The sequence below is a fragment of the Bacillus sp. FSL L8-0099 genome, from assembly GCF_038006385.1.
Classification (GTDB): Bacteria; Bacillota; Bacilli; order Bacillales; family Bacillaceae_G; genus Bacillus_A; species Bacillus_A toyonensis.
In genome coordinates, this window is the sequence record NZ_JBBOVC010000001.1 from 3,993,034 (window position 1) to 4,017,326 (window position 24,293).

The following is a 24,293-nucleotide window of genomic DNA, read 5'->3' on the forward strand; positions in this document are numbered from 1 at the left end:
TGGCTAAAACCCCCTGCTCATTATTAAAACAGTACAATTAACTTTAATTCTTTCATTTGTATGTAAATGTCTAAAATCAATCTATACGAGCGTTACTTACACCTCAGAACAAAAAGTTTTTTGGAACCTTCAAGAAAGCGGAAGTTTTATTTTCTATTTCCTTTCCACTTTACATATTGGCTTAAAAATGTAATTGCCTTTTCAATCACTTCTTCGTCTGGTTTTAATTTCGCATGATGTAAACCATATTCTGAATTTACTCCAAGCCAAAACATAAATCCAGGGATTTCTCGAAGCATATAACCAAAATCTTCACCTGTCATTGCCTCAGTACATGTAATAACATTCATATCAGTTTGTTTATGTACAAATTGCATAAACTCTCTCGTTAACTCTTCGTGGTTATATACTTGATGATACATTGCTCCGTAATCTATAATCGCCTCACACTGGAAAGAAGCTTCGATACCTGCAACAATTGCCTCAATTCTGCTTTTCACACGCTTCATTGATTCCACTGATAATGTTCGAATCGTTCCTTCTAAACGAGATTTTTCTGCGATAATATTTTGAACTGTACCACCTGTTATTTTTCCAATTGTAATTACCGCACTGTCAAGAGGATTCACATTACGACTAATAACGGATTGAAGTTGTGTAACAAGGTGACTGGCTGCAACAATCATATCATTCGCAGTATGTGGATAAGCCGCATGTCCACCTTTTCCTTTTAAATCAACATATAATTCTGATGTATTCGCAAATAACAGACCTTCTTTTGTCGCAATTGTTCCTACAGCGTATTCTGGTGCAATATGAAGACCAAGAATTATATTAGGCTTCCATCCTTTTAGCTCTTCACTTTCTAACATAGGAAGAGCGCCACCTGGACCTTCTTCTGCCGGCTGGAATAGAAACACAAGGTCATCATCTATTCTTTCACTCACAGCTGCTGTTAGGAGGCCTAGACCAATTGTTGTATGCAAATCATGTCCACATGCATGCATCATTCCTTTATGTACAGAAGCAAATTCGTATCCAGTTTCCTCTGTTATTGGCAAACCATCTATATCTGCACGATAACCTATTGTTTTCTCTGGGCTTTTCCCATTTACTTTAACAATTACACCTGTTTTCCATGTTCTCACTTCCAAATATTCGTTAGGAAGTGTTTCTATATACTCTAAAATGTACTGTTGTGTTTTCCACTCTTTAAATCCAATTTCCGGGATTTTGTGTAAATCTCTACGAACTTGGACAAATTTACTTACTGTCATTTTTGCACCTCTATCTATAAAAAGCGCAAGAGCCTATTTATGCTCTTACGCTTTTTGTTTTTTATTTCTCTGGGTTTAATTGACGAAGCTCTTGTTTGATTTCAGTTTTCGCTTTTGTCTTCTCATCAATTTCTTTAATTACACGTGCTGGAGTTCCCGCAACAACTGTATATGGAGGCACATCTTCTGTTACAACAGCTCCTGCTGCTACAACTGCACCTTTACCTACTGTAACGCCCTCTAAAACAACTACATTTGCACCAATTACAACATCGTCTTCAACGATAACTGGTTTTGCAGAAGGTGGCTCAATAACACCCGCAAGTACAGCACCTGCACCTACGTGACAGTTTTTCCCAACCGTTGCACGTCCACCAAGCACTGCGTTCATGTCGATCATAGTACCTTCGCCAATTACAGCACCGATGTTAATTGTTGCATTCATCATGATAACAGCGTTGTCACCAATTTCAACGTGGTCACGAATAATTGCGCCTGGCTCAATACGAGCTTTAATACCTTTTAAATCAAGCATTGGGATTGCAGAATTACGACGATCGTTCTCAACTACATAGTCAACAATGTGCTTGCTATTTTCATCAAGAATTGTCTTAATTTCAGACCATTCTCCGAATACTACACCAGATTTTTTATTTACAAATGCTTGTACTGTTTCAGGGAACGTTACTTCTTTTAAATCCCCTTTTATGTATACCTTTACAGGAGTTTTCTTTTCACTTTTTTGAATAAACGAAATAATTTCGTTAGCGTCCATCATTTTCATTCTTGTTGCCTCCTAAATCCATTTATATTGTTACTCTACCAAACGATAGAGCGAGTAGCAAGACAATAATCTTATTTTTCCCTTTGAATTTCTTCTATAATTTCTAAAAACGCTTGTACTTGCTTCAATTGTCTTGCTGATTCACTCGTTAACAACCATGTTTCTCTCGTTAATTGAACAGGTGTTTTATACATATTTTCCTGCACTTCTTTTAATACTGTAGAAGGCAATAATGCATAACCTATACCATTTAGAACAAGTTGTTTGCACGTCTCAATTTGATCAACTACAATTGTTCGCTTAGGTGGGTTAGAGAATAACCCATACCACCAATTTTGTATTTGACCATAATAAGTCGAATCACTTTTAAATTGAATAAATGGTCTATTTGTTTCTTTTAACATCGAAATATCTTTTATTTCTTTATCGACTAAATATAATTCATCTTCAAATAATTGTTGCTTTTGTCCTTTATATTCCTGTGATCCCCTTAATATAGCTACATGAACATCGCCCTCATAAAATTGCTTTTGCACTTCACTACTCCAGCCAGTAAACAGCGATATCTTCACAGAAGGATACTTTTGTACAAACTTTTTCAACACAGGAGGGAGCCAATATTGACCAATAACCGATGCAACAGCTATTTTTAACGTTCCATATGTTTCCGTTCTAAAAACTGCCAGTTCGCTCTTAATATTCTCTTCTCTTTGTAACATTTCTTTTGCATAATTTGCGACTTTTTCCCCTTCAGGTGTAATTGTCAATCCTTTTTGTGAACGAATAAAAAATTTCATTCCCCATTGTTTCTCCATAGATTGTAATCGTTGACTAAGCGCAGGTTGGGAAACAAATAAACGTTCCGCCGCTTTTCTCATATTTGATTCCTGGGCTAACACAACCATCATTTGAAAATCATCAATTTGCAACTTTCTCCCTCTTTCCTTAGCTTCCATACACCTTATTTCAATAAGCTTTTCATCCTGAATTTAACTGAATACTTTTATACAAAAAATACAATTTTTCAGTTCGAACTTTCCTTATGTTTTATGTCTTTTTAAATATAATACATACACAACTGATATGCACGAAAAAAAGTGACTTCTCCGTTTCTATGAAGTCACTTTCCTCCTATTGTCTATCGATTATGCTGCCGTACTTTTTTATTCAATAATTTTAAAATAGCTCTACGTGTTAAAATCCCCTCGAAATACCCTTCTTCATTTACAGCACAAATAAAAGGATGATCAATTGTCATTTCTAAAGCTTTTGCAAATGAATCTTCTAACTTAAGAACCGGAATATCTTCCTTCATCACTTGTTCTACTTTCATATCATCAAGTCTTTCAAACTCAATGCGCTCTAACCCTAACATACCATCTAAAATCATAGCAGTACTAATCAACCCATGTAATTTATACATTGGGTCTAAAACAGGTATTGCCGAATATCCAGATTTCACAAGAACGAGTAAAGCATGCTCTAATCCATTCCCAATTTGGACATGTGCTACTTTTTCTGATGAAATCATTAAATCTTTCACAAGAATTTGCTGAAACTCGTCTTTTGGAATACTAATCATGTTACATCCCCCATTTTCCCTTTTTCCTGCTTATATTCACCGATTCTATCCTTATTTTATGACAGCGTTTTCATATTATTATTTTGTCCTAACTTTATTTCAATAAAAATACAATTACACAGCTATTTTAGCATACAACACAAAAAAAAGACTACCATTACGGTAGCACTTAATACCCTTTATTTTTTAATCTGTAAAATAACCTTGTGATTTTTTTATATTGCGTCACATCTGTCTGTTTCAAACCATTCTCAATATCTGTAAGTTCTACAGCTAAAATTTCACTCGCATAATTTTGTTGAAATAAAATATCTAGTAACAAACTTTCTTCTTCTTTCGTTAAAACAAATTCCCTTTGCATATACCCCTCTCCTTATAATCCCATCGTTACTCTCATTATATAAAATTTCCAACTTATTTAGTAGATGTAATATTCAGTTTTTAATAAAAACATGTAACAATTGTAACCTTATAAAAATTATTTCGTATATCGATTTGCATAGCTAAATGCCGCATAAGCATCCGGCTTAATTTTTGCAGTTAATCCCATCGCTTGAATTTTCGCTGTCATATCTAAAATAAATTCTTTTGTTAAACCATCATTCCCTATGTCCAAATGAATTTCCATTATGAACCCAGCCCCATCTTGAGCATATGGATGCAATAAATCCCATATGGTTTGTATATGGTTAGGAGTAAATAGGCAAGCGATTTCTTGACTAAACTGTGTTTCTAAATATATTTTCTCCCGTAATGTTGCCGGCTTATCTTTTACTGACCTATGGTGTAAACATCCCCAAGCCCCTTTTCCAACACGGTGAATATGGATTGCCGTAATAAATCTCGTATCTTTTTGATGTGCTTGTGAGTCTGTCCCAATAGATAATCGATATAAATTTCGTGGATCCTTTTCAATGAAACTACAAATGCGGTTAAAGACCGTATCAAAATTCAAATGTCTCTCTGAAACATTATAGAATTTATGCCCACCGTCCACATAGTCACGTCCTTTCCATTAGACAGACTTTTCGTATTCTCATTGTATGGGACAAAAACAAAAATTATAACTTACTATCCTTTATTCGTCTCAATATTTCGCATTACAAAATGACAAACTTGGCAAGTATAAATTACATTTTGATTCGATTGAGCCGTTAATACATGAATAATCTCTGCAGAATTGTGGCAATTAGGACAGATCACAACTGGTAAACGTTCCACATAACACACCTCCTATTTATTTTTATCACGCTATTTTCGAGCAGTAAAACTCCTGATTGATGTAGTCCAATCATCAGTCGATAATAAGCACTTCCACTGATTAAAGTCTCACTTTATTACCATTGTAGGAAAAACGAAAAATTCCTATACATATATACTGGAAAGTAAAAGAACTAAAAAAGGTACTGCCATAGGCAGTACCTTTTTTATATGTATCAAGAAATGATATCGTAAATCTCAATTGCAACCATATCGATATTATCGAATTGATACACTTGAGGTTTTTCACCTTGTTGATACACTTCTAATTCATACATTTCACTTTTATCGAAAAATTTCACGCTACATTTGCGCTCACCGTTCACTTCAAAATAGCGTTGTGCTACTTCACCGCTTACAGCTTGTTCTTGTAGACTAACAAGTCGTGTTAAAATTCCTTGGAGTAGAGACATGAAATCTCTCCTTTCTCTAATCTTCCTACCAATAGGTTTTACAGCTATACTCATTCTATCCGTCATAACAGAAAAAATGTTCCACAGTCTAGGATAAAGGTTATTGGCCAGAAACTCAACTAAAAATTTGTCGAAATGCGAAGGAAAACACAGAAAGAACATCTTTTTCCTTCTTTATTGCGATTTTCATACTGGAATAATATAATAAAAAACAGAAAAAAGGAGGAATTACAATGAAAAAAATTGAGGTTTACACACAACCTGATTGTCCGCCATGTGTCATTGTGAAAGAATTTTTAAAGCATAATAACGTTGCATATGAAGAATTTGACGTAAAAAAAGACGCTGCTGCTCGCGATCGTCTTTTATACGACTATGATTCCTATTCAACTCCAACAGTTGTAATCGACGGTGAAGTGGTTGCAGGTTTTCAAATCGAAAAATTACAACAGCTACTCAATATAGAATAGGAATAGGTAAATACCTATTCCTATTTTTATCCCGCTATTTATGGGCAGTAAAACTCCCGATTGATGAAAGCTAATAATCAGTGGGATATAAAGCCCCCACTGATTAAAGTTGCACTTTATAATTGTTGTAACCTTTTTATTTCAGTTAAAAGTTCTTGGCTTTCATGATACCCTGCTAATTTCCATTTATCTTGATCCCTTTTCAATGTTACAATTTGATATTGTCCACTTTTCGCCCGCTCATATACATATAAATTTTTATGCTCTTCATCATACGCCATTTTCGTTTCCGAATTAAAAGAAAACGGTGCTTCTTTTGCTGGAAGTAAATATTCACCACTTTGTTTATCACTTCTACTATTTTCATCTGTAAATACTTGAAGGAAATTATCTGTAAAATACGGTGATAACGTCTCTATCATCTTATTCATCGGCAAATGCTTCCCGCGAATTGAAAATTGGGTTTCATAGCCTTTTTGTATCGTTGTAAACACGTCTTTCCGATCGACTTTCAATTCCTCTTTTCCTAAAACAGTTGTAACACTATAACCAACTAGAAAGGCAACACATACAAATAGAACAAGCCATATTCCATATTTCCTCATTTTTTCACCTTCCTTTTAAAAGAACTTGTCTTTGTAGTATTCATTGTAACAATGATTATGCAAAGAAAGGGATGGTTTCGTTCGTAAAATCTTTACAACGATAGACAGCATTTTCATCACCATTTTCACTATTACCAATTTCTGATAAAAACAAACAAAAAAATGCACGAATCTCTTCGTGCATTAAAATAAAACATCTTCTTCATATAAATATTCATAAGATAAATCTATAAATAAAAAGTTTTCATCATCAATCGGGAAAGAAAATGTTCGTACCATTTCACCAGTTTCAATATCGGCATATAAATCTGAAAGTCTCGCCTTATTTTCAAAACGCATTTTCATAATATTCTCAAGAAAATACGGACGCCAACTCCAGTTCTTCATATAATACTCCGGCATAACAATCCATTCCCCATCTTTTTTCATAACATTACCTGATTGTTGAAAACCATCTTCATTGCAAATAAATATGCGAAAACTACATTGTGATATACTTTGGCTAAATTGTAATAACCAATCATTTATATCTTCATTCTTTTTTTGTTTTGACAGAACATCACCAATTCGATCACGTAACATCTCTGTTAAATGATAAATTTTTTGCAACTTCTTTTTCTCATGCTGAATAAATTGATGACATTCATTACCAAGTCTCTCTTTTAAAACATTCGTTTCAATAAAATCAGGTAAACATTCTTTTAAATAATTACCTTGATAGTATCTACCACCGTTTTTCCAAGCATATTGTAGTTGATAAAAAGCATCAATTTCTTCATATAACAACGTTGCACCAATTCTTCTTGCAAGTAAAGATAAGGAATATAAAATATCTTGATAAGATTGTATAAGTGCAGTTTGCCTTAAGTTTGTTAAATCTACTTTTAAAATATCAGGTGCTAACACGCTAATACGTTCTAAATTACTTGTACCCGTTCCAACTTTATTAATCGAAATCTGAATACCATATGTACGATAATACATAAGCAAATGATTAAATTGCTCAATATCTTCTTTACATTCATGCTCTGTTATCTCTAAAACAATGTGGTTCAAATTTAAACCTTGTTTTTCATACATCAATAAAAGTTGAAGTAAACTTTCATCTTCGTCATTCATTAATACGTTAGCATTTCGATGTATAAATAATAACAATTTTTGATTGCTTTCTAAATAACGGTTTAAAGCTTTTTCTACTATAATATTATCCGCTTCCAGTTGAAACTCACTTGGAATAGAATCATCATGAAAGAACGAAGCTAAACTTTGTATGCCCTCTTCTGTTTGAATACGTCCTACTACTTCATATCCAATTACTGTATGTTCATCAGCACTAAAAATAGCTTGATAATAAGGAAGGACTTTATCCAAGTTACTCATTACATCTAATGCATCTATCAACGTGCTTCCCTCCCTTTACTTTTCAAAAATTATAACACGATATTTACGGAAAAATAATAAAAAATCCCTTCAGTTTTCCTGAAGGGATTAGAGGGGTAAAATGCTAAGGGGAATTAGCAATTCTACTATGAAGAAAAAAGAGGTCTTAAATATACCGTATATATGACCTCTTGTAAATACCTTTCTTTCACATGTCACAATTCCGTCACATTTTACCACAAAAAAATGAATCAAACATTCATTTGGTCATCCCTCTTAAAATGGATATTGATGCAAGTGTTGTCCTCCATCCATTGTCATGCATGTTCCATTTATGTATGCAGCTTCATCTGAACATATATAATAAGCTAGACCCGCAATTTCTTCTGGCGTACCTAGTCTTCCAAGTGGTACACTTTGTAGTGTACGCTTAGCCATTTCTTCTGAAATCCATAATTTATCGGCACCGCCCGTACGTTCAATCGGCCCTGGTGCGATAGCGTTAACTCGTATTCCATATTTACGTCCCCACTCAACAGCAAGCGTTTTAGTCATTGCTAATACGCCAGCTTTTGCTGCAGCCGAATGAATAACTCCTGGACCTGCATCCCATGCATATGTCGCTACCATATTAATGATATTTCCTTTTATACCTTTCTCAATCCAATACTTCCCGACAGCTTGACTGCAATAAAATGTACCATTTAACACAATATTAATGACCGAATTCCAGCCATTCACAGATAAATCTTCTGCTGGACAAATAAAGTTGCCAGCTGCATTATTTATTAAAATATCAATTCGTCCGAACTTTTCATCAATATGTTCAATCATTTTCTGAATATCTTCAGTATTTCGTACATCCATTTGTACAGGCAATATTTGCCCTGGAAACTGTTCAATCTCTAACTTTGTTTCCTCCAGTTTTTCTTTTGTACGCCCTGTAATAACAACTCGTGCCCCTTCTTTTGCAAAACGAGTTGCCATTCCTTTTCCCATTCCACTCGATCCACCTGTTATAATTACTACCTTCTCTTTCATATATATCCCTCCCAAAAATGAATACACATTCATTTTATCATTTTATTTGATAGAAATCTTTATATTTTTAAACTTTTCTGATATTTTAACTTAAAGAGACTTCTTTTCATTCATTTTTCCGTAAGCTATACTACTTCTTTATTATTTTAAATATATTAAAAAAAACTGAAAGGAGATTTGAGTAGCCTGTATATGGAACGAAAACACATGATATAAATCAAATAGGTATACTCATACTTTTATGAAGCAAATTACACGAAGAAATTTTTTGAAAAATGGAATACGCACTTGTCTATATTCATTTATAACCACTAGTATCGGTTACTATTACGCTAAATACATAGAGCCGCATATGATCTCTTTTACAGAGCACACACTAAAATCACAGCTCATACCAAAAAGTTTTCATGGTATGAAGATTCTTCAATTTAGCGATTTACATCTCGGATACTATTTCTCACTCCAACATTTATCTCAAATCATTTCTAAGATTAATGCTGCAAACCCAGATATTGTCCTTTTTACTGGTGATCTCATTGATAATTACCAAACATATACTGATACTCCTTTCGTTGCATCCATTTTAAAGAATATACAAGCACCCTTCGGTAAATTTGCTATTTATGGTAACCATGATCACGGCGGATATGGAACTGAATACTATGATCACATCATGCGTGAATCTGGATTTGAACTATTACTAAATAGCGAAAAACGAATTCGTCTACTGGATAATAGTGAAATTTCTATTTTCGGACTCGATGATATACTACTTGGCAAACCAAAAATAGCGGAAACACTACAACAAGCGCGGCAAAATACTTATAACATTGTTCTTGTTCACGAGCCAGATATTGCGCCACAAATTGCTACATATCCAATCAACTTGCAACTTTCTGGTCATAGCCACGGCGGACAAGTAAAAATCCCTTTTTTAGGTGCTATCGTTACCCCATCACTTGCCAAACACTACATTGAAGGCTTCTATTCCATTCAAGACTTATCTCTCTATGTCAATCGCGGACTTGGAAGAACACGTGTCCCATTCCGGTTTATGTCAAAACCTGAAATTACACTCTTCACCCTACAACATTCGTAATAATTCGCCTATTTTCTTACATATCCTTTCTTGTACGCGCTCATCCACGTTTCGTTTACCATATGATAAAAGTGAGTCCAATAAAGGAGGTTTGTTCATGTATCCATATTATCAACCAATCCCAGTTCGTTCAGCACCTATTGGCCCAGTAGGCGACTCACGATTCTTTCCGTTTTTTGGCGTTCCATTTCTAGCTGGAATTGCTGGTGGATTGCTCGGCGGAGCATTAGCTTTCGGCCCTAGACCATTTTATCCACCTTATCCACCACCTTACCCGCCACCAGCACCTTATCCTTGTTATGGTGGACCTTGTCAACAACCATACTATTATTAATGTATGCCAACAATTCTACCAACGCTATTCTCTCTATTAGACCATCGATTAATATGCTTACAATAAAAACTATTCTCTCTACACATTCTTCTATTTTGAGAACGTATAATAAGTAGAGAACAAAGTAAAAAACCTCTTATTAATAAGAGGTTTTTTACTTTGTTCTTGCTATTCAGCATCTGTATTTTGATACGCCATCTTAAACAACTTCACTTGGCTATCAATCTCCTCTGCACCACTATTAATAACATAATAGTAGTCACCGTCTTTATTTTGTTCGCGTGTTTTCACATTATCTGCTAAAGTAAGCTGTAAAATCGCCTTTATTCTTGCTTTCATTTCAATATCTAGAATTGGGAAGGATATTTCTACTCGTTTCTCCATATTTCGCGTCATCCAATCAGCTGAAGATAAATATATTTTCTCCTCTCCATTATGATGGAAATAATAAATACGGCTATGTTCTAGATACCTTCCTACAACACTAACTACACGAATATTTTCACTTACATTTGGAATACCAGGTCTTAAACAACATGTTCCTCGAACGATGAGCTCTACCTTTACTCCCGCTTGTGATGCTTCATACATTTTTTTTATTAATGGTTTATCCGTTAGTGAATTCATCTTAGCGATAATATAGCCATTTCCATATTGCCTATGATAACGAATTTCTTCATCTATTAAATCCATAAATTGCTTTCTTATATCAAATGGTGCAACTGATAAATGGTGAAAATGCGGTTTCGTTGTATAACCACTTAAATAATTAAAGAAATTTGTTGCATCGACCCCAAAGTCTTTTCGTGATGTAATATAGCCAAAATCGGTATATAGCTTTGCTGTTGCATCATTATAATTTCCGGTTCCAAGATGTACGAACCTTTCGATTTTTCCGTTTTTTCTTCTTACAACTAGCGTAATTTTACTATGCGTTTTCAAGTGACTTACACCGTAAATAACGTGACACCCAGCCTGTTCTAATTCTTTAGCCCAATGAACATTATTCTCTTCATCAAACCTTGCTTTTAACTCCACCAACACTGTGACTTGTTTTCCTTTTTCAGCTGCTACTTTTAGTGCCTGAATAATCGGAGAATCACCACTTACTCGATATAATGTTTGTTTAATCGCAAGTACATTCGGATCGTCTGCCGCATCACGGACAAAATCAACTACTGGCTGAAACGATTCAAAAGGATGATGTAATAAAATATCATGCTCAATCGCCTTTTCAAATACATCTTCCTCATCACCTAAGTCTTGAGGTGGTTGCGGAATAAGGGCTGGATAAATGAGATGTTCATATAATGGTGCTAATTTTTTATATAAAGAGAATAAACATGTTAAATCTAACGGTCCATCCATTATATATACATCTTCATCTTTTACTTCCAACACCTCGTATAATAATGTTAATACTCTTTCATCAATGTGTTCTTTGCCAACTTCTAAACGTACAGCAGCTCCCCACTTACGCTTTTTCAACTCTTTTTCAATTACCTTTAATAAATCCCTCGCACCCTCTTCATGAATTGTTAAATCCGCATTACGTGTAATACGGAAACGAGTAACAGATGATACTTTATATCCTGTGAATAATTTATGAGTAAAACTACTAATTACGTCTTCTAATAAAATAAATTTATGCTTTTGCCCTTCACTCGGTAAAAATATGAAGCGTTCAAGTAATGAAGGAACTTGCACAATTCCTAACTTCGTACGGTTTTCTTCCTCCACTTGCTTCTCATCATATAAAAGAGTAGCTAAGTTCAAACTTTTATTTAATAACATCGGAAATGGACGGTATGCATCGATAGCTACAGGCGTTAAAACCGGAAAAATTTGCTCATCAAAATAATCTTCTATAAATTCTCTCTGTTCTTTCGTCAAATCATGGAATGTTAAACGCTCAATCCCCTCTAATTCAAGCGCTGGCAATACATAATTTTTAAAAGTATCATATTGTACGGTCATTAATTCATGGGCTTTTATCGCAATTTTATTTAATTGTTTTTTTGGTGTTAAGCCAGCTTTATTTTCTGGTTGATTAAACCCAGCACTCACTTGATCTTTCAAACCCGCTACACGTACCATAAAGAATTCATCTAAATTCGAGCTAAAAATACTAATAAACTTTAATCTTTCCAAGAGTGGATTATTTTCATCTTGCGCTTCTTGTAGTACACGTTCATTAAATGCTAACCAACTTAGCTCTCGGTTATTATAATATGCTGTATCATTTAAATTTACGATGTTCCCCTTCAACAATTCCATTCTCTTCACACTTCCCCTTGAAACTTTTTTACTATAATTTAGTTACTTTTATTTTAGCAAATTACAATATTATAAAGTGTAAATTTTTTGTAAAGACATCCGTACAACCTAACATTTTCATTCAAATGACAAGTTAATATTCGTTTTTAACACTCTTTCTAGCTGCTTTTTTTGTTTTTCAGCTTGTACTTTTTCTGCTAATGCCGATTGCTCACATAAAATTCTAAACGTTAATCCTTCTTTATTTTCTGTTATGGATATCGTATCGACAAGCGATCTTTGTCTTACATTTAAAGCAGCTGAAAATTGTAAAACAGCCCCTAATAGGCGGATTTTTTTTTGTTCGCTTTTATCAAACCAACCTTCAAATGGAGATAAATGTTGTTTAAATAGCATTTTTGATTTATAAGATGCAATAAGCGCTAACCTCACTCGATCTTTATGCATCATGCCATCAATTGTTTTATTCGCCAATAAATAAAACGTGTGTAAACGACTCGCTTCTTCGTCTATATATTTTCCAATGTTAAATACTTTCGCTGCTTGATGGAATGCTTCCCAGTCTTTTATCGAAACAGAAATCAGTCCCATTTCTTCGAGTTGTTTACAAATCAATCTTCCATGTTTAATAAGTTGAATGACAAATTCCATATCCATTTCATATTCGTGTGATAACAAATGTAAGCTTTCTTCAACTACATTCGGATAATATGAAATCCCTAAATCTTTCGTCAACTCTTCATAGAAAACACCTTCTCTTAATCCTTTTTTGCTTAATACAAATGCCGTTGCTTCTATAATATTTACAAGTTTATGAAATACTTCAACCGCTGGAATAATTGTATCAGCTCGATCTTTTGCCAATCCTTCCATTTTCTGAAGTTCGATAAACGATTGTTTTTCTAATGTACCTTTTACATTTTCAATATCTTCTTCTTTCATTTTGTATAAATGTACTCCCGCTATAGGATAGTTTATTAAATTTTGGTGGATTTTTGCTAAGTTTCTCGCACTACCACCAATTGCAATAAGAGGCAATTTCTTATCAATTAACCATGGTAACGTTCGAAATTGACACTCTAAATACTCTCGAATTTCCTCTAATTCATCTTTAGTAGGAATATCACCTTTAATAAATAGATGTTTTAAAGAAAGCGCACCAAAAGGAAAACTATGGTACTCTAAAATCTCTCTATTTTTAATATATGTAACTTCCGTACTTCCGCCACCAATATCTACTGTTATTCCTTCCGAAAACGAAGTAGAATTCATAACTGCTAAATAGCCGTAACGTGCTTCCTCATATTCTGATAACACTCTAAGAGTAAAGTCTGTTTGTCCTTCAACAAGTTTTTTAATCTCCTCTTGATTCTCAGCCTGTCTAATTGTTGCCGTTGCAACACAAAGTACATGATGCAGCTGATGGAATTTTGTACTTTCTTGAAATTGAAATAATGTTTGTAACAATACTTCCTTACCTTCTTCATTCAAAACACCATCGATTAAATAATTTCTTAACCGAGCAACCACTTTCGTATTTTCAATTTCTTTATAAAAACTTCCATTTTGCTTTTCATAAATAACTAAACGCATTGTATTAGATCCAATATCTATAATGGCATATTGTTGTTTTAATAGTTCTTTCAAACTTCTCACTCTTTCATTATCAAATTTCAAAACACATTCTATTACTATTATACAAAATAGTTGTTTTTTGTAACAATATTGCTTTAATATTGAAAATGTATACAATCACTTTTTGCATATAATAAAAACCTCTTTTATTTATGTTATAATAATGAAAAATTGAAAGGAGATTCAATATGAAACCTTCACAACCACAATCTCAATTACAAAACCAACATCCTATTAATCGACTAGCTCAATCTATTTTCGTTGTGAATCGTCATGCCAAAGCTGCAACTAACCCTAAATATTTATACTGGTTAAAAAAGACAGCTTTAGAGCGTTTAATCGCCGAAAAAAAAGCAATTAAAGAAGGATTACATTTCTCTAGAAATCCACGTTTTAGCCAACAACAATCTGATGTTCTTATACGGTTAGGCGATTATTATTTCCACATCCCTCCTACGAAAGAAGATTTTCGAAACCTACCACATCTTGGTCATCTTGAATCCTCCTACCGAAACCCGAAAACAACCTTGTCTTTAACAGTTTCCAAAAAAACACTTCAAGATTATATTGGTCCTGAAGCACTGAAACAAGAAAAAAAATTAAGTGAACCTGTTCCATGGTATAGCCGCACTTATACAAAAAAATAAAACAGTTTGGCCTATGTTAGGCCAAACTGTTTTATTTTTTCTCTTCTTTAATTTTAATATTGGCTTGCTTGTAAAATGCAACTTTTTCTGTATTATAAGATTTCGTGAATTCATTAAACTTATCTTTTTCTGACTCAATATCCTTATACGATTGATTTACTACTTTAACTTTCTCACTAATATCTTTTAATTTTGTACCTTTATCTTGTAACATTGTATATAATTCTTTTTCTTGTTTTAACGATTTATTATAGCTGTCATACATTTTGTTAAATGAATCATGTCGTTTCTCATATGTGCTTTTCACTTTATCCGCTTGCTCTTTCAATTTCTTATCTTCAATTTTCTTCACATATTTATCTGCTGATTTCACTTCTTCTTGCGCCTTATTTAAAGATTCTTTTTCTTTTTTAAGCACTTTTTCTCGTTCATCTGTATTTTTCACTGCTTGGTTCAGTTTTTCCTTAACAGTTTGATTATTATCTTTTCCTTCTTGAACAATCTGGTTATATAATTCTTGTCCCTCTTTTTCTAAAGTTTCAAGTTTCTTTGCATCTTCAAACATTGTTTTTTCTTGCTTGGCAGCATTTTCAAATGCTACATATAATTCCTCTTCTGCTTTTGGCCCGAAACAACCCGCTAATAAAACCATTGATAATGTGGCTACAATTGCTAATTTACTATATTTCAACATCTTTTCCTCCTACTTATAAACGATCCTTGTGTAAAAAAGCTATAAAAATCATATAATCCTTCTATACACTTCACACTCGCATCTTTTTTACGAAGATCATCAGTATTGTTTATCATGCTTGTACACATTTATTACTTGAAATTATTTTTCACGTTATTCTCTTTGAATTATGTAGCAGTTTCATGTCCATCTACTAAGTATATTTCACTTTGCACTTTTCATTCTCTACTCACACTATGTATTACCTTAAAATACAATGGAATTCACCAGAGCCATAATAATTAGAAGAACAACTATAATAATTCACCTGATAAAAGATGATTGTCGATCTCTCACATCTATCATTCCCTTTCCGCTTTCTATCAAATAATCTCTTTGTTCATTTTACACAGTACAAATACTACCTCGCAACAACTTACAAATATTCTTTTCCTTTCCTAAAAAGGAAAAGTGTAGAGCATGTTTTCCTCTACACTTTTAAAATGAAACACATTGTGCAAATGCATTGACACATCCATCATAATTATATGCCTATTTCATATATTTTTAAAGACTTTTATTACAATAAAAGTTGTTTTTGTAATAAAAGTCAAAAAAATGTTACAATCCGAATTTCTTCATATCATATTTCTTCAACTCAAAGTTTTACTCATTGTCTTTCAAATTTCTATACTGGTACAATTGATTCTGTGCCTTTCTTAACAATTCTTCAAAAGTTTTCCCTTCTACTGGATAACTAGCAGCCCCAAATAATAGCGTCACACTTAATAAACCACTTTCTATTTCACTTTCAATATTTTTCATTAATCGTCGTGTTATTGTTGATTTTTCATGACCATTATCAATCGCTACAATAACATATTTATTTTCATCCCATTTTGTAACGACATCACCTTTTCGAATCGTCTTTACAATAGTAGACTCCACTCTCTGTACTAACGCTTCCAACTTTTTTTCTTGCACTGTTTCCTTTAATCCCTCCCATTCTTTAACGGAAAGAATGTACACTGTAATATTGCGAGAATCTCGTTCAGATAAAGCAGCTACTTTTTCAAAAAAATCAACAACAAAATCATTACTTGCCATTCCCCCTACTTCCATATTCATACGTCCGTTTTCTCTTTTATCGTACCAATGGCCAAAGTAACAACTTAGCAACAATTGCAAAATATAAATAATAAAGACAGTATAAAATGATCGCGAATCTAATTTTGCAATTACATCCTGAAGCGCAATCCATTCCGTAACAGCAACAGTATTCCCTAGTAATAATCCACTAATCTTCCCTTTATGTTTCATACTTCCTCTCCTTTCTATACCAATATATGTTTCTATAACAATAATGTTTTTCTACCAAATAAAAAATGTACATATTCTATGTACATTTCCGCTAGAGCTTGTATTCCTTTTTTATTCTATTTCATATATATACTATATATCGTTTATAGAAAGGAGTGACCTATATGCTACAAAAAGAAAATCTATCAGATGCTATACGTTTACTAGCTGGTTTTTTGTTATCATTAAAGCTACTATTTACCTCTTTCGGAATAAACTTTATTACGAACGATCAAATCGACGCTATTGTAAATGTTATTTCATTTCTATTCATTCTATATTTTGGTTATAAAAATAACTATGTAGGAAAAAAAGGAATCGAACAAAAGAAAATACTCAAGAAGCACAACCTCCATTAAAAAAGGAACCTTTCGCACAGGTTCCTTTTTATCATTGCCGCACCACAACTTCATTTGTTTGCAATGGGCCATATGAGACTGCTTTATGTTGAAATGTGTATGTAGCCTTAAACAATGCAGTTTTAACCGCTTTATCTTTATTTGCTTTTAATTTACAACTTAGTTCCACCTTCTCGTTCGGCAATAAATTATCGATTCTCCACCTTACAAGCTGGAATAAAAACTCGCTCATCCCCTTATTAACCTGCAGAGAATTCGGAATATACGAAAAGTAATCTCTAATCATATGACTTACAACGACTCGTGAAATCACTTCAATTCCTTTATTTTCAACTTCAATTCGCATAATAAGTATGTCGTTTACATCATAGATTAGTTCATATGAAAATTTTTCTTCATACATACTACGGATTTGTAATGTAACTGCTACATTAGGAAGTTCGCCTTCCTTTTTTGAGCCATCAATCCACAATACCGGCTGTAACGGTATTGTATCCCTTCCTTGATCCGAAATTCGCTTCCATATTTTCATAATATATATTCACCTCATTTCAGATGTACCATCCATACAATTCTATTCTTTCGCTTTACACAATAAACTACAAAAATGATGAACGCTTGTTACAAACGATATTTAATAGTTCCCTTCCTTTTATCCTATTCGACAATATAAAGAAAAAACCATTTTTCAACTGTTAACAGGAAGTATTCTTACTGAAATATTTTTTACAATTTACTTCATTGACTTTATAACAATATTCAGTATTGCTCACTCTTTTTCTTTCCATACAAAAGGATATTTTGGTGAAAGAAAAAGTTTGCCTTTTAGTCAAATTTGACTATAATATTCTTTATGGCATGTCAGTGCACTTATGTAAGAGAATTTAAGAGGAACTATGCTTTAGATTTTTATGCGTTGCATTTAAAACTTAATATAGTTTACTTATTATTAAAGGAGGGGCATATTTGGAAACTCAACTATCAAAAAAAGACTCCAACAATACAAAGTTTGTTGTTGCTGGTTTACTACTTGGTATTTTAATGGCAGCAATGGATAATACAATTGTTGCAACCGCAATGGCGACGATAGTCGGAGACTTAGGAGGATTTGACAAGTTTGTTTGGGTCACATCGGCATATATGGTAGCAACAATGGCAGGGATGCCTATTTTCGGAAAACTTTCTGATATGTACGGACGGAAACGTTTTTATATTGGTGGACTCATTCTTTTCTTATTCGGTTCTGCACTTTGCGGGACAGCATCTAGTATTGAACAATTAAGTATTTATAGAGCAATTCAAGGTATTGGTGGTGGCGCCCTTATGCCTATCGCCTTCACAATTATGTATGACATATTCCCGCCAGAAAAACGTGGGAAAATGACAGGGCTATTCGGTGCAGTTTTCGGGACATCAAGTGTATTTGGACCTTTATTAGGTGCCTATATTACGGACTATATAAGCTGGCATTGGGTCTTCTATATTAATATTCCATTAGGGCTTATCTCCTTCTTCTTCATTACTAAATACTACAGTGAATCTCTAGAATTCAGAAAACAAAAAATTGATTGGGCTGGTGCTATTACACTTGTCATTAGTATTATTTGCTTAATGTTCGCACTAGAACTTGGTGGTAAAACGTATGCATGGGACTCTAATGTAATTATCGGTTTATTTGCAACTGTTGTTATTATGCTTATTATTTTCTTCTTCGTAGAACGAAAAGCAACTGAGCCTATCATTTCTTTCCATCTATTTAAAAAACCTTTATTTGCAGCTAGCCAAGGCGTTGCCTTTTTCTATGGTGCTGCTTTTATCATCTGTACAGTTTATATCCCAATCTTCGTTCAAGGTGTTCTCGGAGGTTCAGCCTCAAATGCTGGATTAATTTTAACACCAATGATGGTCGGCTCTGTAATCGGAAGTCAAACAGGTGGACAGTTAGCTTCACGAACAAGCTATCGTAACATTATGATGGTATCTGGCGTTTTCTTCGTTCTTGGTATTTATTTACTAAGCACCTTAACAATGGACACACCTCGTATGCTCGTAACGCTATTTATGGTTCTCGCTGGACTTGGGGTTGGTTTCTCATTCTCAGTTTTAAGTATGTCTTCTATCCATAAATTAGAAATGAGAGACCGTGGTTCTGCTACATCAACAAACTCATTCTTCCGTTCACTCGGTATGACTCTTGGTGTAACGATTTTCGGTACAATTCAAAATCATATTTTTATTAATAAATTAAACACTGTGTTCCCTCCTGAACTTGCAAAATTAGCTCCAAAAGGTGGAGACACAAGTTTCTTATTATCACCAGGTGCTACCGAGAAGATTCCAGCAGAAATATTAACTGGTATTAAAGAAGCTCTCGCTACATCTATTGCCAACACATTCTTCTGGGCACTGATCCCAGCTGTACTAAGTATTATTTGTATTTTACTTATGGGAAATGAACGCCTATTTACAGGACCGAAAGCGAAACAAAAGCAAAAACAAGTAAGTTAGTATAAAAAAAGGAACGGCATATCCCTTTATGAAAAAGGATATGCCGTTTATAATATGTATAAAATCAAACTTTAATTAGTAGGGATACAGTTTTTATGTACAGGAGTTGAGACAGAATGAGCATGAAATTAGTCATTCTCGGCTTGCTACTCGAAGGAGATAAACATCCATATGAAGTGCAGCACATAATGAAAGACAGACAGATGGATTATTATATTAAATATGCAAAAGGATCACTTTATTACGCCTTCGAGCAATTAGAAAAGCAAGGTGCAATTCGCATTACAACTATTGTTCGTGATACGAATAGACCAGATAAAACAATCTTTCATATAACAGAGGAAGGTAAACAACTATTTCACACGTTACTCTTAAAACAGTTCGAAGCAAAAAACCAAATATATAAACCAATTTATTCAGCACTTTCTTTCACTCATTTTGGTGATGATCAAGAATTGGTTCCAATTTTAGAAAAAAAGAAACATGATACCGTTCAATATTTACATAAAATGCAAACTATATATGATTGCAGTAAAGGAAAAATTCCACGTGCACAACTATATATTTTACAAAGTGTTATTGAGCATATTACCGTTGAATTACAATGGTTAAGCACCCTCCTTAACGATGCCATAGCAGGACGACTTTCAAAATTTGATGTAGATGAAAATTGAGCGAGTAAAGAAGACGTTCCCTCTTCTTTACTCGCTCAATTTTTCTATATTTTCACATTCCATTATATATCATTAATCTGAAAAACACCTAAATTATTCAGAATATTAAGAAATAAAACCTTTAGAATTTTCTTATTTTAAAACAGTAGACAAAATTCCAAAAATTGTGTTAGAATTTGTTTCAATATCATATCGCTTGTTAAATTCCTTTCAAAAGGAAAATAGGTACACGAAAATTTCGTTTCGTGTTTAAAAGGGAAGCTTGGTGAAACTCCAACACGGTCCCGCCACTGTAAATGCTGAGATTTCTTTGTTAGTGCCACTGTGAGAACGGGAAGGTGAAAGAAATTATATGAAGCATAAGTCAGGAGACCTGCCTGTTTTAACAACACTGATAGATTCACGGATGATGATGAGGTGTTAAAACAAAAAGGAAGGCTTATTTTCTATGTCTTTGTACTTTTTGTTATAAGTATTTCCTAGTAAACGGAAATGCTTACTTTCAATTAGGGAGGAATTTAAAATGGCAATTCAAACAAGTAACTTAGGTTATCCACGTATCGGACTACAACGAGAATGGAAAAAAACATTGGAAGCTTTTTGGTCCAATAAAATTGATGAAGAACAATTTTTAACAACGATGAAAGAAATTCGCCTTCAACACGTAAAAGTACAGCAAGAAAAAGGAATTGAACTCATTCCAGTCGGCGATTTTACATATTATGATCACGTTCTGGATACTGCTTATATGTTAGGTTTTATCCCGTCACGTTTTTCTGAGTTTACATCTTACCTTGATGTATATTTTGCAATGGCGCGTGGCTCTAAAGATCACGTAGCTTCCGAAATGACTAAATGGTTTAACACAAACTATCATTATATTGTTCCTGAATATGAAGAGGGATTACAAATCTCTTTAAAAGATAATCGTCCACTTCGCTTATACGAAGAGGCAAAACAAGAATTAGGCGTAGATGGAAAGCCTGTTATTTTAGGACCATATACTTTCTTAAAATTAGCAAAAGGCTATAAACAAGATCAATTTGCTACTATTTTAAAACAGTTAGTTACACCTTACGTACAACTACTTTCAGAACTACATGCGGCTGGTGCACAAATCATTCAAGTTGATGAACCGATTTTCGCTTCTTTAACTAAAGAAGAAATTCAGCATGCGAAAGAAATTTATGAAACTATTCGTAAAGAAGTTCCAAACGCGAATCTTCTTTTACAAACATATTTTGATAGTGTAGAAGAAAACTATGAAGAAATTATTACATTCCCTGTATCTAGTGTTGGTTTAGATTTCGTCCACGGTAAAGAAGGTAATTTAAATGCTATTGCGAAATACGGATTCCCAGCTGACAAAACTTTAGCAGTCGGTTGTATAGATGGCCGTAACATTTGGAGAGCGGACCTTGATGAAATTCTTACGTTATTTACAACGTTACAAAAACAAGTCCAAACAAAAGATTTCATCGTTCAGCCTTCTTGTAGTTTAATGCATTCACCAATTGATAAAACCGAAGAAACTCACTTATCGACTGAACTATTTGATGCGCTAGCATTTGCAAACCAAAAATTAGAAGAACTAGTTCTTATTCATTCTGCTTTGACTCAAGGTACAGAAAGCATTAGTAACGAACTTGAAACATATCGCAATGCGCACCATACAATACGTTCATCTGCTGCACGTAACCGAGAAGATGTCAAAGCAGCACGAACAGCACTAAAAGAAGAAGATTTTTCACGCCCTCTTCCATTTGAAAAACGATACGAATTACAACAAGTTGCTCTGCAGTTACCGTTGTTACCAACAACAACTATCGGTAGCTTCCCGCAAACAACTGAAGTTCGTCAAACGCGAAAAGAATGGCGTAACGGCGTTATCTCAAATGAACAATATGAGCAATTTATTGAAAAAGAAACAGAAAAATGGATTCGTTACCAAGAAGAAATCGGTCTTGATGTTCTTGTTCATGGTGAATTTGAAAGAACTGACATGGTCGAATACTTCGGTGAACGTCTTGCTGGTTTCTCCTTCACTAAAAACGGTTGGGTACAATCGTATGGTTCCCGTTGCGTGAAACCACCTGTTATTTATGGTGATGTTGCCTTTATAAATGGAATGACTATTAAAGAAACTGTATACGCACAAAGCTTAACAGAAAAAGTAGTAAAAGGTATGCTAACTGGACCTGTCACTATTTTAAATTGGTCATTCGTTCGAAATGATATTTCAAGAAAAGAAGTTTCCTATCAAATTGCATTAGCACTTCGTCATGAAATTGAATTACTTGAATCGTCTGGAATTAGAGTAATCCAAGTCGATGAGCCAGCGCTTCGTGAAGGAATGCCACTAAAAGAAAAAGATTGGGATGCATATATTACATGGGCAGTTCAATCCTTCCTTTTAGCAACATCTTCTGTAGCCAATGAAACGCAAATTCATACGCACATGTGTTACAGTAACTTCGAAGATATTGTAGATGCTATTCGTGCATTAGATGCGGATGTCATTTCTATCGAAACATCACGTAGTCACGGAGAATTTATTGATACATTAAAACATACAACATATGAAAAAGGGATCGGTCTAGGGGTATACGATATTCATAGCCCACGTGTACCGAGTAAAGATGAAATGTTTGAAATCGTAGAACAATCTTTACAAGTATGTGATCCTAAATATTTCTGGATTAATCCTGACTGTGGTTTAAAAACAAGAAAAACGGAAGAAGTTATTCCAGCTTTAGAACACATGGTGCAAGCAGCAAAAGATGCTCGTTCCCTTTTAAAAACAAATGCATAACAAAAATGGGTTATCCTTCCTTAGGATAACCCATTTTTTATTCTTTACTTTCAAAAAAGAATTCGTATTGTAGTTTATATAACTCATCATCCGTTGGTTCTTCAAGAGGAATTACCTGCAATACAACTGTATACTCACCATTTGGAATAGGAATTTGAAATTTATTTGAAAGAATACTCGTTACAACGATACATTCATTTTTAATTGTAAAAGGAACCGTAACTGTTCTAATTACTTCTTCTTTCTCAATATGTTTTCCACAAGTCACTTTTATTTCACAAGTATAATCAGAAAGTGCTTCAAAAATAACAGTTCCATCCGCCTTAGCATAACCTCTATCAAAATCTTCATCCGTCCAGTCTACGTAAGGCTGTTCACCGTCATAGTTCATCAACATTAATTGTGAATAAGAAATTGTTAACTCCATCGTTCCCCTTCTCCTTCATTATAAAATATGTAACACTACTTCACTTCAAATTTCACACGCGTACCATCTGGATATTTATCTAACTTATTTCCTACCCAAGAACCTGCTCCGCGATTATCCGCTGGACTTATATATTCAATATGCGCCCCTTTTCCGCCTTCTTTACACATCGCCATTGGCCATTCATCACGATCATAGCCTTTTTTTGATGGATATGGAGCTAACGATAATTTCCTTCTATCTCCAGCACCACCACGATCAATTGTACAAACTTCTGAATGTCCTTCTTTTATAGCATCCGTAATATGTTTCCCTGTCTCTGGATATCGCTCTTTCGGAAATTCTAGAACTTGATCATACGCATTCGTTTTTTTGATACTTGTTTCCTCTGGAACAAGTACTTCATACACCGCTACTACAATAGAAAGAATTGCAATAATTGAAATGATAATACCTTTTAATTGCTTCATGTATACCTCCATGATTCTACCAGTTTCTTTTCCTCCGTTATTATAACAAACTTCTCCTGTATATGTTTTCAGACATTATTTTAGCTCTTCTTCGCCATTCCGCCAAAAATCTCTCATTTTTCTTCATCTTTTCACTAATGCTGTAGAAAACTAATAACCTTCCGACATTCTTTTTCAAAGGAAGTCCTCATAAAAAGATTGAAATGA

Annotated in this window: 27 protein-coding genes and 1 riboswitch; of the genes, 8 read left to right on the forward strand and 19 right to left on the reverse strand. The window is 33.8% G+C overall.

Annotation, left to right across the window (positions count from 1 at the left end; genetic code table 11):
* Nucleotides 1-146: 146 nt before the first annotated feature.
* The 8 genes from MHH42_RS20090 to MHH42_RS20125 all read right to left on the reverse strand — a co-directional run bounded on the left by MHH42_RS20090 (nucleotide 147) and on the right by MHH42_RS20125 (nucleotide 5,316).
* The gene (locus tag MHH42_RS20090) at nucleotides 147-1,277 is read right to left on the reverse strand and encodes an N-acetyldiaminopimelate deacetylase (protein WP_016109042.1); all 1,131 of its coding nucleotides are present in this window, start codon (nucleotides 1,275-1,277) and stop codon (nucleotides 147-149) included.
* A 61-nt stretch (nucleotides 1,278-1,338) separates the two neighbouring features.
* Nucleotides 1,339-2,061 carry a 2,3,4,5-tetrahydropyridine-2,6-dicarboxylate N-acetyltransferase gene (dapD, locus tag MHH42_RS20095; protein ID WP_000783253.1) on the reverse strand — a complete coding sequence of 241 codons (723 nt, stop codon included), beginning with the start codon at nucleotides 2,059-2,061 and terminating at the stop codon, nucleotides 1,339-1,341.
* Nucleotides 2,062-2,132: 71 nt separating this feature from the next.
* On the reverse strand, nucleotides 2,133-3,017 hold the full coding sequence (locus tag MHH42_RS20100) for a LysR family transcriptional regulator (RefSeq protein ID WP_002039481.1): 885 nt from the start codon (nucleotides 3,015-3,017) through the stop codon (nucleotides 2,133-2,135).
* 182 nt (nucleotides 3,018-3,199) lie between these two features.
* On the reverse strand, nucleotides 3,200-3,643 hold the full coding sequence (gene cbpB, locus MHH42_RS20105) for a cyclic-di-AMP-binding protein CbpB (protein ID WP_000623575.1): 444 nt from the start codon (nucleotides 3,641-3,643) through the stop codon (nucleotides 3,200-3,202).
* Between the two features lie 169 nt (nucleotides 3,644-3,812).
* Nucleotides 3,813-4,004 (reverse strand): antirepressor AbbA, encoded by a 192-nt coding sequence (gene abbA, locus MHH42_RS20110; protein ID WP_001188532.1) that lies wholly within the window; start codon nucleotides 4,002-4,004, stop codon nucleotides 3,813-3,815.
* A gap of 117 nt (nucleotides 4,005-4,121) precedes the next feature.
* Nucleotides 4,122-4,640, reverse strand: a complete 519-nt coding sequence (locus MHH42_RS20115; RefSeq protein ID WP_000348650.1) for a ribonuclease H-like YkuK family protein — start codon at nucleotides 4,638-4,640, stop codon at nucleotides 4,122-4,124.
* Between the two features lie 74 nt (nucleotides 4,641-4,714).
* Nucleotides 4,715-4,864, reverse strand: coding sequence for a hypothetical protein (locus MHH42_RS20120; RefSeq protein WP_000440536.1), 150 nt, complete (start codon nucleotides 4,862-4,864; stop codon nucleotides 4,715-4,717).
* Nucleotides 4,865-5,079: 215 nt separating this feature from the next.
* Complete coding sequence (locus MHH42_RS20125; protein ID WP_000055152.1) at nucleotides 5,080-5,316, reverse strand: YkuJ family protein; 237 nt, start codon at nucleotides 5,314-5,316, stop codon at nucleotides 5,080-5,082.
* Nucleotides 5,317-5,549: 233 nt separating this feature from the next.
* Between MHH42_RS20125 and MHH42_RS20130 the strand changes: the two genes are divergently transcribed.
* Nucleotides 5,550-5,786, forward strand: coding sequence for a glutaredoxin family protein (locus tag MHH42_RS20130; protein WP_000717871.1), 237 nt, complete (start codon nucleotides 5,550-5,552; stop codon nucleotides 5,784-5,786).
* A 116-nt stretch (nucleotides 5,787-5,902) separates the two neighbouring features.
* On the opposite strand, the gene MHH42_RS20135 is transcribed toward MHH42_RS20130, so the two are convergent.
* The 4 genes from MHH42_RS20135 to fadH form a co-directional block, all read right to left on the reverse strand.
* Entirely contained in the window at nucleotides 5,903-6,391 is a 489-nt protein-coding gene (locus MHH42_RS20135; RefSeq protein WP_001233803.1) for a DUF3993 domain-containing protein, read from the reverse strand.
* A gap of 55 nt (nucleotides 6,392-6,446) precedes the next feature.
* The gene (locus tag MHH42_RS20140; protein WP_000544074.1) at nucleotides 6,447-6,575 is read right to left on the reverse strand and encodes a hypothetical protein; all 129 of its coding nucleotides are present in this window, start codon (nucleotides 6,573-6,575) and stop codon (nucleotides 6,447-6,449) included.
* Nucleotides 6,575-7,792, reverse strand: a complete 1,218-nt coding sequence (locus MHH42_RS20145; protein WP_000564311.1) for an EAL domain-containing protein — start codon at nucleotides 7,790-7,792, stop codon at nucleotides 6,575-6,577. The genes MHH42_RS20140 and MHH42_RS20145 overlap by 1 nt, the downstream gene beginning before the upstream one ends.
* 255 nt (nucleotides 7,793-8,047) lie before the next feature.
* Nucleotides 8,048-8,812, reverse strand: a complete 765-nt coding sequence (gene fadH, locus MHH42_RS20150; protein ID WP_000660910.1) for a 2,4-dienoyl-CoA reductase — start codon at nucleotides 8,810-8,812, stop codon at nucleotides 8,048-8,050.
* Nucleotides 8,813-9,053: 241 nt separating this feature from the next.
* On the opposite strand from fadH, the gene MHH42_RS20155 reads away from it, so the two are divergent.
* Together MHH42_RS20155 and MHH42_RS20160 are read left to right on the forward strand one after the other, a co-directional pair.
* The gene (locus tag MHH42_RS20155) at nucleotides 9,054-9,911 is read left to right on the forward strand and encodes a metallophosphoesterase (protein WP_033668555.1); all 858 of its coding nucleotides are present in this window, start codon (nucleotides 9,054-9,056) and stop codon (nucleotides 9,909-9,911) included.
* Between the two features lie 97 nt (nucleotides 9,912-10,008).
* Nucleotides 10,009-10,245 carry a hypothetical protein gene (locus MHH42_RS20160; protein WP_000283739.1) on the forward strand — a complete coding sequence of 79 codons (237 nt, stop codon included), beginning with the start codon at nucleotides 10,009-10,011 and terminating at the stop codon, nucleotides 10,243-10,245.
* 168 nt (nucleotides 10,246-10,413) lie between these two features.
* On the opposite strand, the gene MHH42_RS20165 is transcribed toward MHH42_RS20160, so the two are convergent.
* Together MHH42_RS20165 and MHH42_RS20170 are read right to left on the reverse strand one after the other, a co-directional pair.
* Nucleotides 10,414-12,522, reverse strand: a complete 2,109-nt coding sequence (locus MHH42_RS20165; protein ID WP_016109045.1) for a polyphosphate kinase — start codon at nucleotides 12,520-12,522, stop codon at nucleotides 10,414-10,416.
* Between the two features lie 117 nt (nucleotides 12,523-12,639).
* Nucleotides 12,640-14,169: a Ppx/GppA family phosphatase gene (locus MHH42_RS20170; RefSeq protein ID WP_340893963.1), complete on the reverse strand. Its 1,530-nt coding sequence runs from the start codon at nucleotides 14,167-14,169 to the stop codon at nucleotides 12,640-12,642.
* Between the two features lie 176 nt (nucleotides 14,170-14,345).
* On the opposite strand from MHH42_RS20170, the gene MHH42_RS20175 reads away from it, so the two are divergent.
* Entirely contained in the window at nucleotides 14,346-14,804 is a 459-nt protein-coding gene (locus MHH42_RS20175; RefSeq protein ID WP_000804859.1) for a YkyB family protein, read from the forward strand.
* A gap of 31 nt (nucleotides 14,805-14,835) precedes the next feature.
* Here the strand turns inward: MHH42_RS20175 and MHH42_RS20180 are convergent, their stop codons facing one another.
* Together MHH42_RS20180 and MHH42_RS20185 are read right to left on the reverse strand one after the other, a co-directional pair.
* Entirely contained in the window at nucleotides 14,836-15,498 is a 663-nt protein-coding gene (locus tag MHH42_RS20180; protein WP_340893966.1) for a YkyA family protein, read from the reverse strand.
* 645 nt (nucleotides 15,499-16,143) lie between these two features.
* Nucleotides 16,144-16,797, reverse strand: coding sequence for a diguanylate cyclase domain-containing protein (locus MHH42_RS20185; protein WP_000680808.1), 654 nt, complete (start codon nucleotides 16,795-16,797; stop codon nucleotides 16,144-16,146).
* 164 nt (nucleotides 16,798-16,961) lie between these two features.
* On the opposite strand from MHH42_RS20185, the gene MHH42_RS20190 reads away from it, so the two are divergent.
* On the forward strand, nucleotides 16,962-17,195 hold the full coding sequence (locus tag MHH42_RS20190; protein WP_000939445.1) for an SPP1 phage holin family protein: 234 nt from the start codon (nucleotides 16,962-16,964) through the stop codon (nucleotides 17,193-17,195).
* A gap of 31 nt (nucleotides 17,196-17,226) precedes the next feature.
* On the opposite strand, the gene MHH42_RS20195 is transcribed toward MHH42_RS20190, so the two are convergent.
* The gene (locus MHH42_RS20195; RefSeq protein WP_000708174.1) at nucleotides 17,227-17,727 is read right to left on the reverse strand and encodes a hypothetical protein; all 501 of its coding nucleotides are present in this window, start codon (nucleotides 17,725-17,727) and stop codon (nucleotides 17,227-17,229) included.
* Nucleotides 17,728-18,161: 434 nt separating this feature from the next.
* Between MHH42_RS20195 and MHH42_RS20200 the strand changes: the two genes are divergently transcribed.
* The 3 genes from MHH42_RS20200 (at nucleotide 18,162) to metE (ending at nucleotide 23,189) form a co-directional block, all read left to right on the forward strand.
* Nucleotides 18,162-19,703 carry an MDR family MFS transporter gene (locus MHH42_RS20200; RefSeq protein WP_000449889.1) on the forward strand — a complete coding sequence of 514 codons (1,542 nt, stop codon included), beginning with the start codon at nucleotides 18,162-18,164 and terminating at the stop codon, nucleotides 19,701-19,703.
* Between the two features lie 116 nt (nucleotides 19,704-19,819).
* Nucleotides 19,820-20,377, forward strand: a complete 558-nt coding sequence (locus MHH42_RS20205) for a PadR family transcriptional regulator (protein WP_000062055.1) — start codon at nucleotides 19,820-19,822, stop codon at nucleotides 20,375-20,377.
* A gap of 206 nt (nucleotides 20,378-20,583) precedes the next feature.
* Nucleotides 20,584-20,772, forward strand: a riboswitch (cobalamin riboswitch).
* Between the two features lie 128 nt (nucleotides 20,773-20,900).
* A complete protein-coding gene (gene metE, locus MHH42_RS20210) occupies nucleotides 20,901-23,189 on the forward strand; it encodes a 5-methyltetrahydropteroyltriglutamate--homocysteine S-methyltransferase (RefSeq protein ID WP_001007623.1) in 2,289 nt (762 codons plus the stop codon).
* 37 nt (nucleotides 23,190-23,226) lie between these two features.
* On the opposite strand, the gene MHH42_RS20215 is transcribed toward metE, so the two are convergent.
* Together MHH42_RS20215 and nucA are read right to left on the reverse strand one after the other, a co-directional pair.
* Nucleotides 23,227-23,616, reverse strand: a complete 390-nt coding sequence (locus MHH42_RS20215) for a competence protein ComJ (protein ID WP_000424018.1) — start codon at nucleotides 23,614-23,616, stop codon at nucleotides 23,227-23,229.
* 35 nt (nucleotides 23,617-23,651) lie between these two features.
* Nucleotides 23,652-24,086, reverse strand: coding sequence for a DNA-entry nuclease (gene nucA, locus MHH42_RS20220; RefSeq protein WP_000811503.1), 435 nt, complete (start codon nucleotides 24,084-24,086; stop codon nucleotides 23,652-23,654).
* Nucleotides 24,087-24,293: the final 207 nt, after the last annotated feature.

Coding starts and splice junctions, on each gene's coding strand:
- MHH42_RS20090 (WP_016109042.1), bottom strand. CDS start 1,277: ATGACAGTAAGTAAATTTGTCCAAGTTCGTAGAGATTTACACAAAATC.
- dapD (WP_000783253.1), bottom strand. CDS start 2,061: ATGAAAATGATGGACGCTAACGAAATTATTTCGTTTATTCAAAAAAGT.
- MHH42_RS20100 (WP_002039481.1), bottom strand. CDS start 3,017: ATGGAAGCTAAGGAAAGAGGGAGAAAGTTGCAAATTGATGATTTTCAA.
- cbpB (WP_000623575.1), bottom strand. CDS start 3,643: ATGATTAGTATTCCAAAAGACGAGTTTCAGCAAATTCTTGTGAAAGAT.
- abbA (WP_001188532.1), bottom strand. CDS start 4,004: ATGCAAAGGGAATTTGTTTTAACGAAAGAAGAAGAAAGTTTGTTACTA.
- MHH42_RS20125 (WP_000055152.1), bottom strand. CDS start 5,316: ATGTCTCTACTCCAAGGAATTTTAACACGACTTGTTAGTCTACAAGAA.
- MHH42_RS20130 (WP_000717871.1), top strand. CDS start 5,550: ATGAAAAAAATTGAGGTTTACACACAACCTGATTGTCCGCCATGTGTC.
- MHH42_RS20135 (WP_001233803.1), bottom strand. CDS start 6,391: ATGAGGAAATATGGAATATGGCTTGTTCTATTTGTATGTGTTGCCTTT.
- MHH42_RS20140 (WP_000544074.1), bottom strand. CDS start 6,575: ATGCACGAAGAGATTCGTGCATTTTTTTGTTTGTTTTTATCAGAAATT.
- fadH (WP_000660910.1), bottom strand. CDS start 8,812: ATGAAAGAGAAGGTAGTAATTATAACAGGTGGATCGAGTGGAATGGGA.
- MHH42_RS20155 (WP_033668555.1), top strand. CDS start 9,054: ATGAAGCAAATTACACGAAGAAATTTTTTGAAAAATGGAATACGCACT.
- MHH42_RS20160 (WP_000283739.1), top strand. CDS start 10,009: ATGTATCCATATTATCAACCAATCCCAGTTCGTTCAGCACCTATTGGC.
- MHH42_RS20165 (WP_016109045.1), bottom strand. CDS start 12,522: ATGGAATTGTTGAAGGGGAACATCGTAAATTTAAATGATACAGCATAT.
- MHH42_RS20175 (WP_000804859.1), top strand. CDS start 14,346: ATGAAACCTTCACAACCACAATCTCAATTACAAAACCAACATCCTATT.
- MHH42_RS20180 (WP_340893966.1), bottom strand. CDS start 15,498: ATGTTGAAATATAGTAAATTAGCAATTGTAGCCACATTATCAATGGTT.
- MHH42_RS20185 (WP_000680808.1), bottom strand. CDS start 16,797: ATGAAACATAAAGGGAAGATTAGTGGATTATTACTAGGGAATACTGTT.
- MHH42_RS20190 (WP_000939445.1), top strand. CDS start 16,962: ATGCTACAAAAAGAAAATCTATCAGATGCTATACGTTTACTAGCTGGT.
- MHH42_RS20195 (WP_000708174.1), bottom strand. CDS start 17,727: ATGAAAATATGGAAGCGAATTTCGGATCAAGGAAGGGATACAATACCG.
- MHH42_RS20205 (WP_000062055.1), top strand. CDS start 19,820: ATGAGCATGAAATTAGTCATTCTCGGCTTGCTACTCGAAGGAGATAAA.
- metE (WP_001007623.1), top strand. CDS start 20,901: ATGGCAATTCAAACAAGTAACTTAGGTTATCCACGTATCGGACTACAA.
- MHH42_RS20215 (WP_000424018.1), bottom strand. CDS start 23,616: ATGGAGTTAACAATTTCTTATTCACAATTAATGTTGATGAACTATGAC.
- nucA (WP_000811503.1), bottom strand. CDS start 24,086: ATGAAGCAATTAAAAGGTATTATCATTTCAATTATTGCAATTCTTTCT.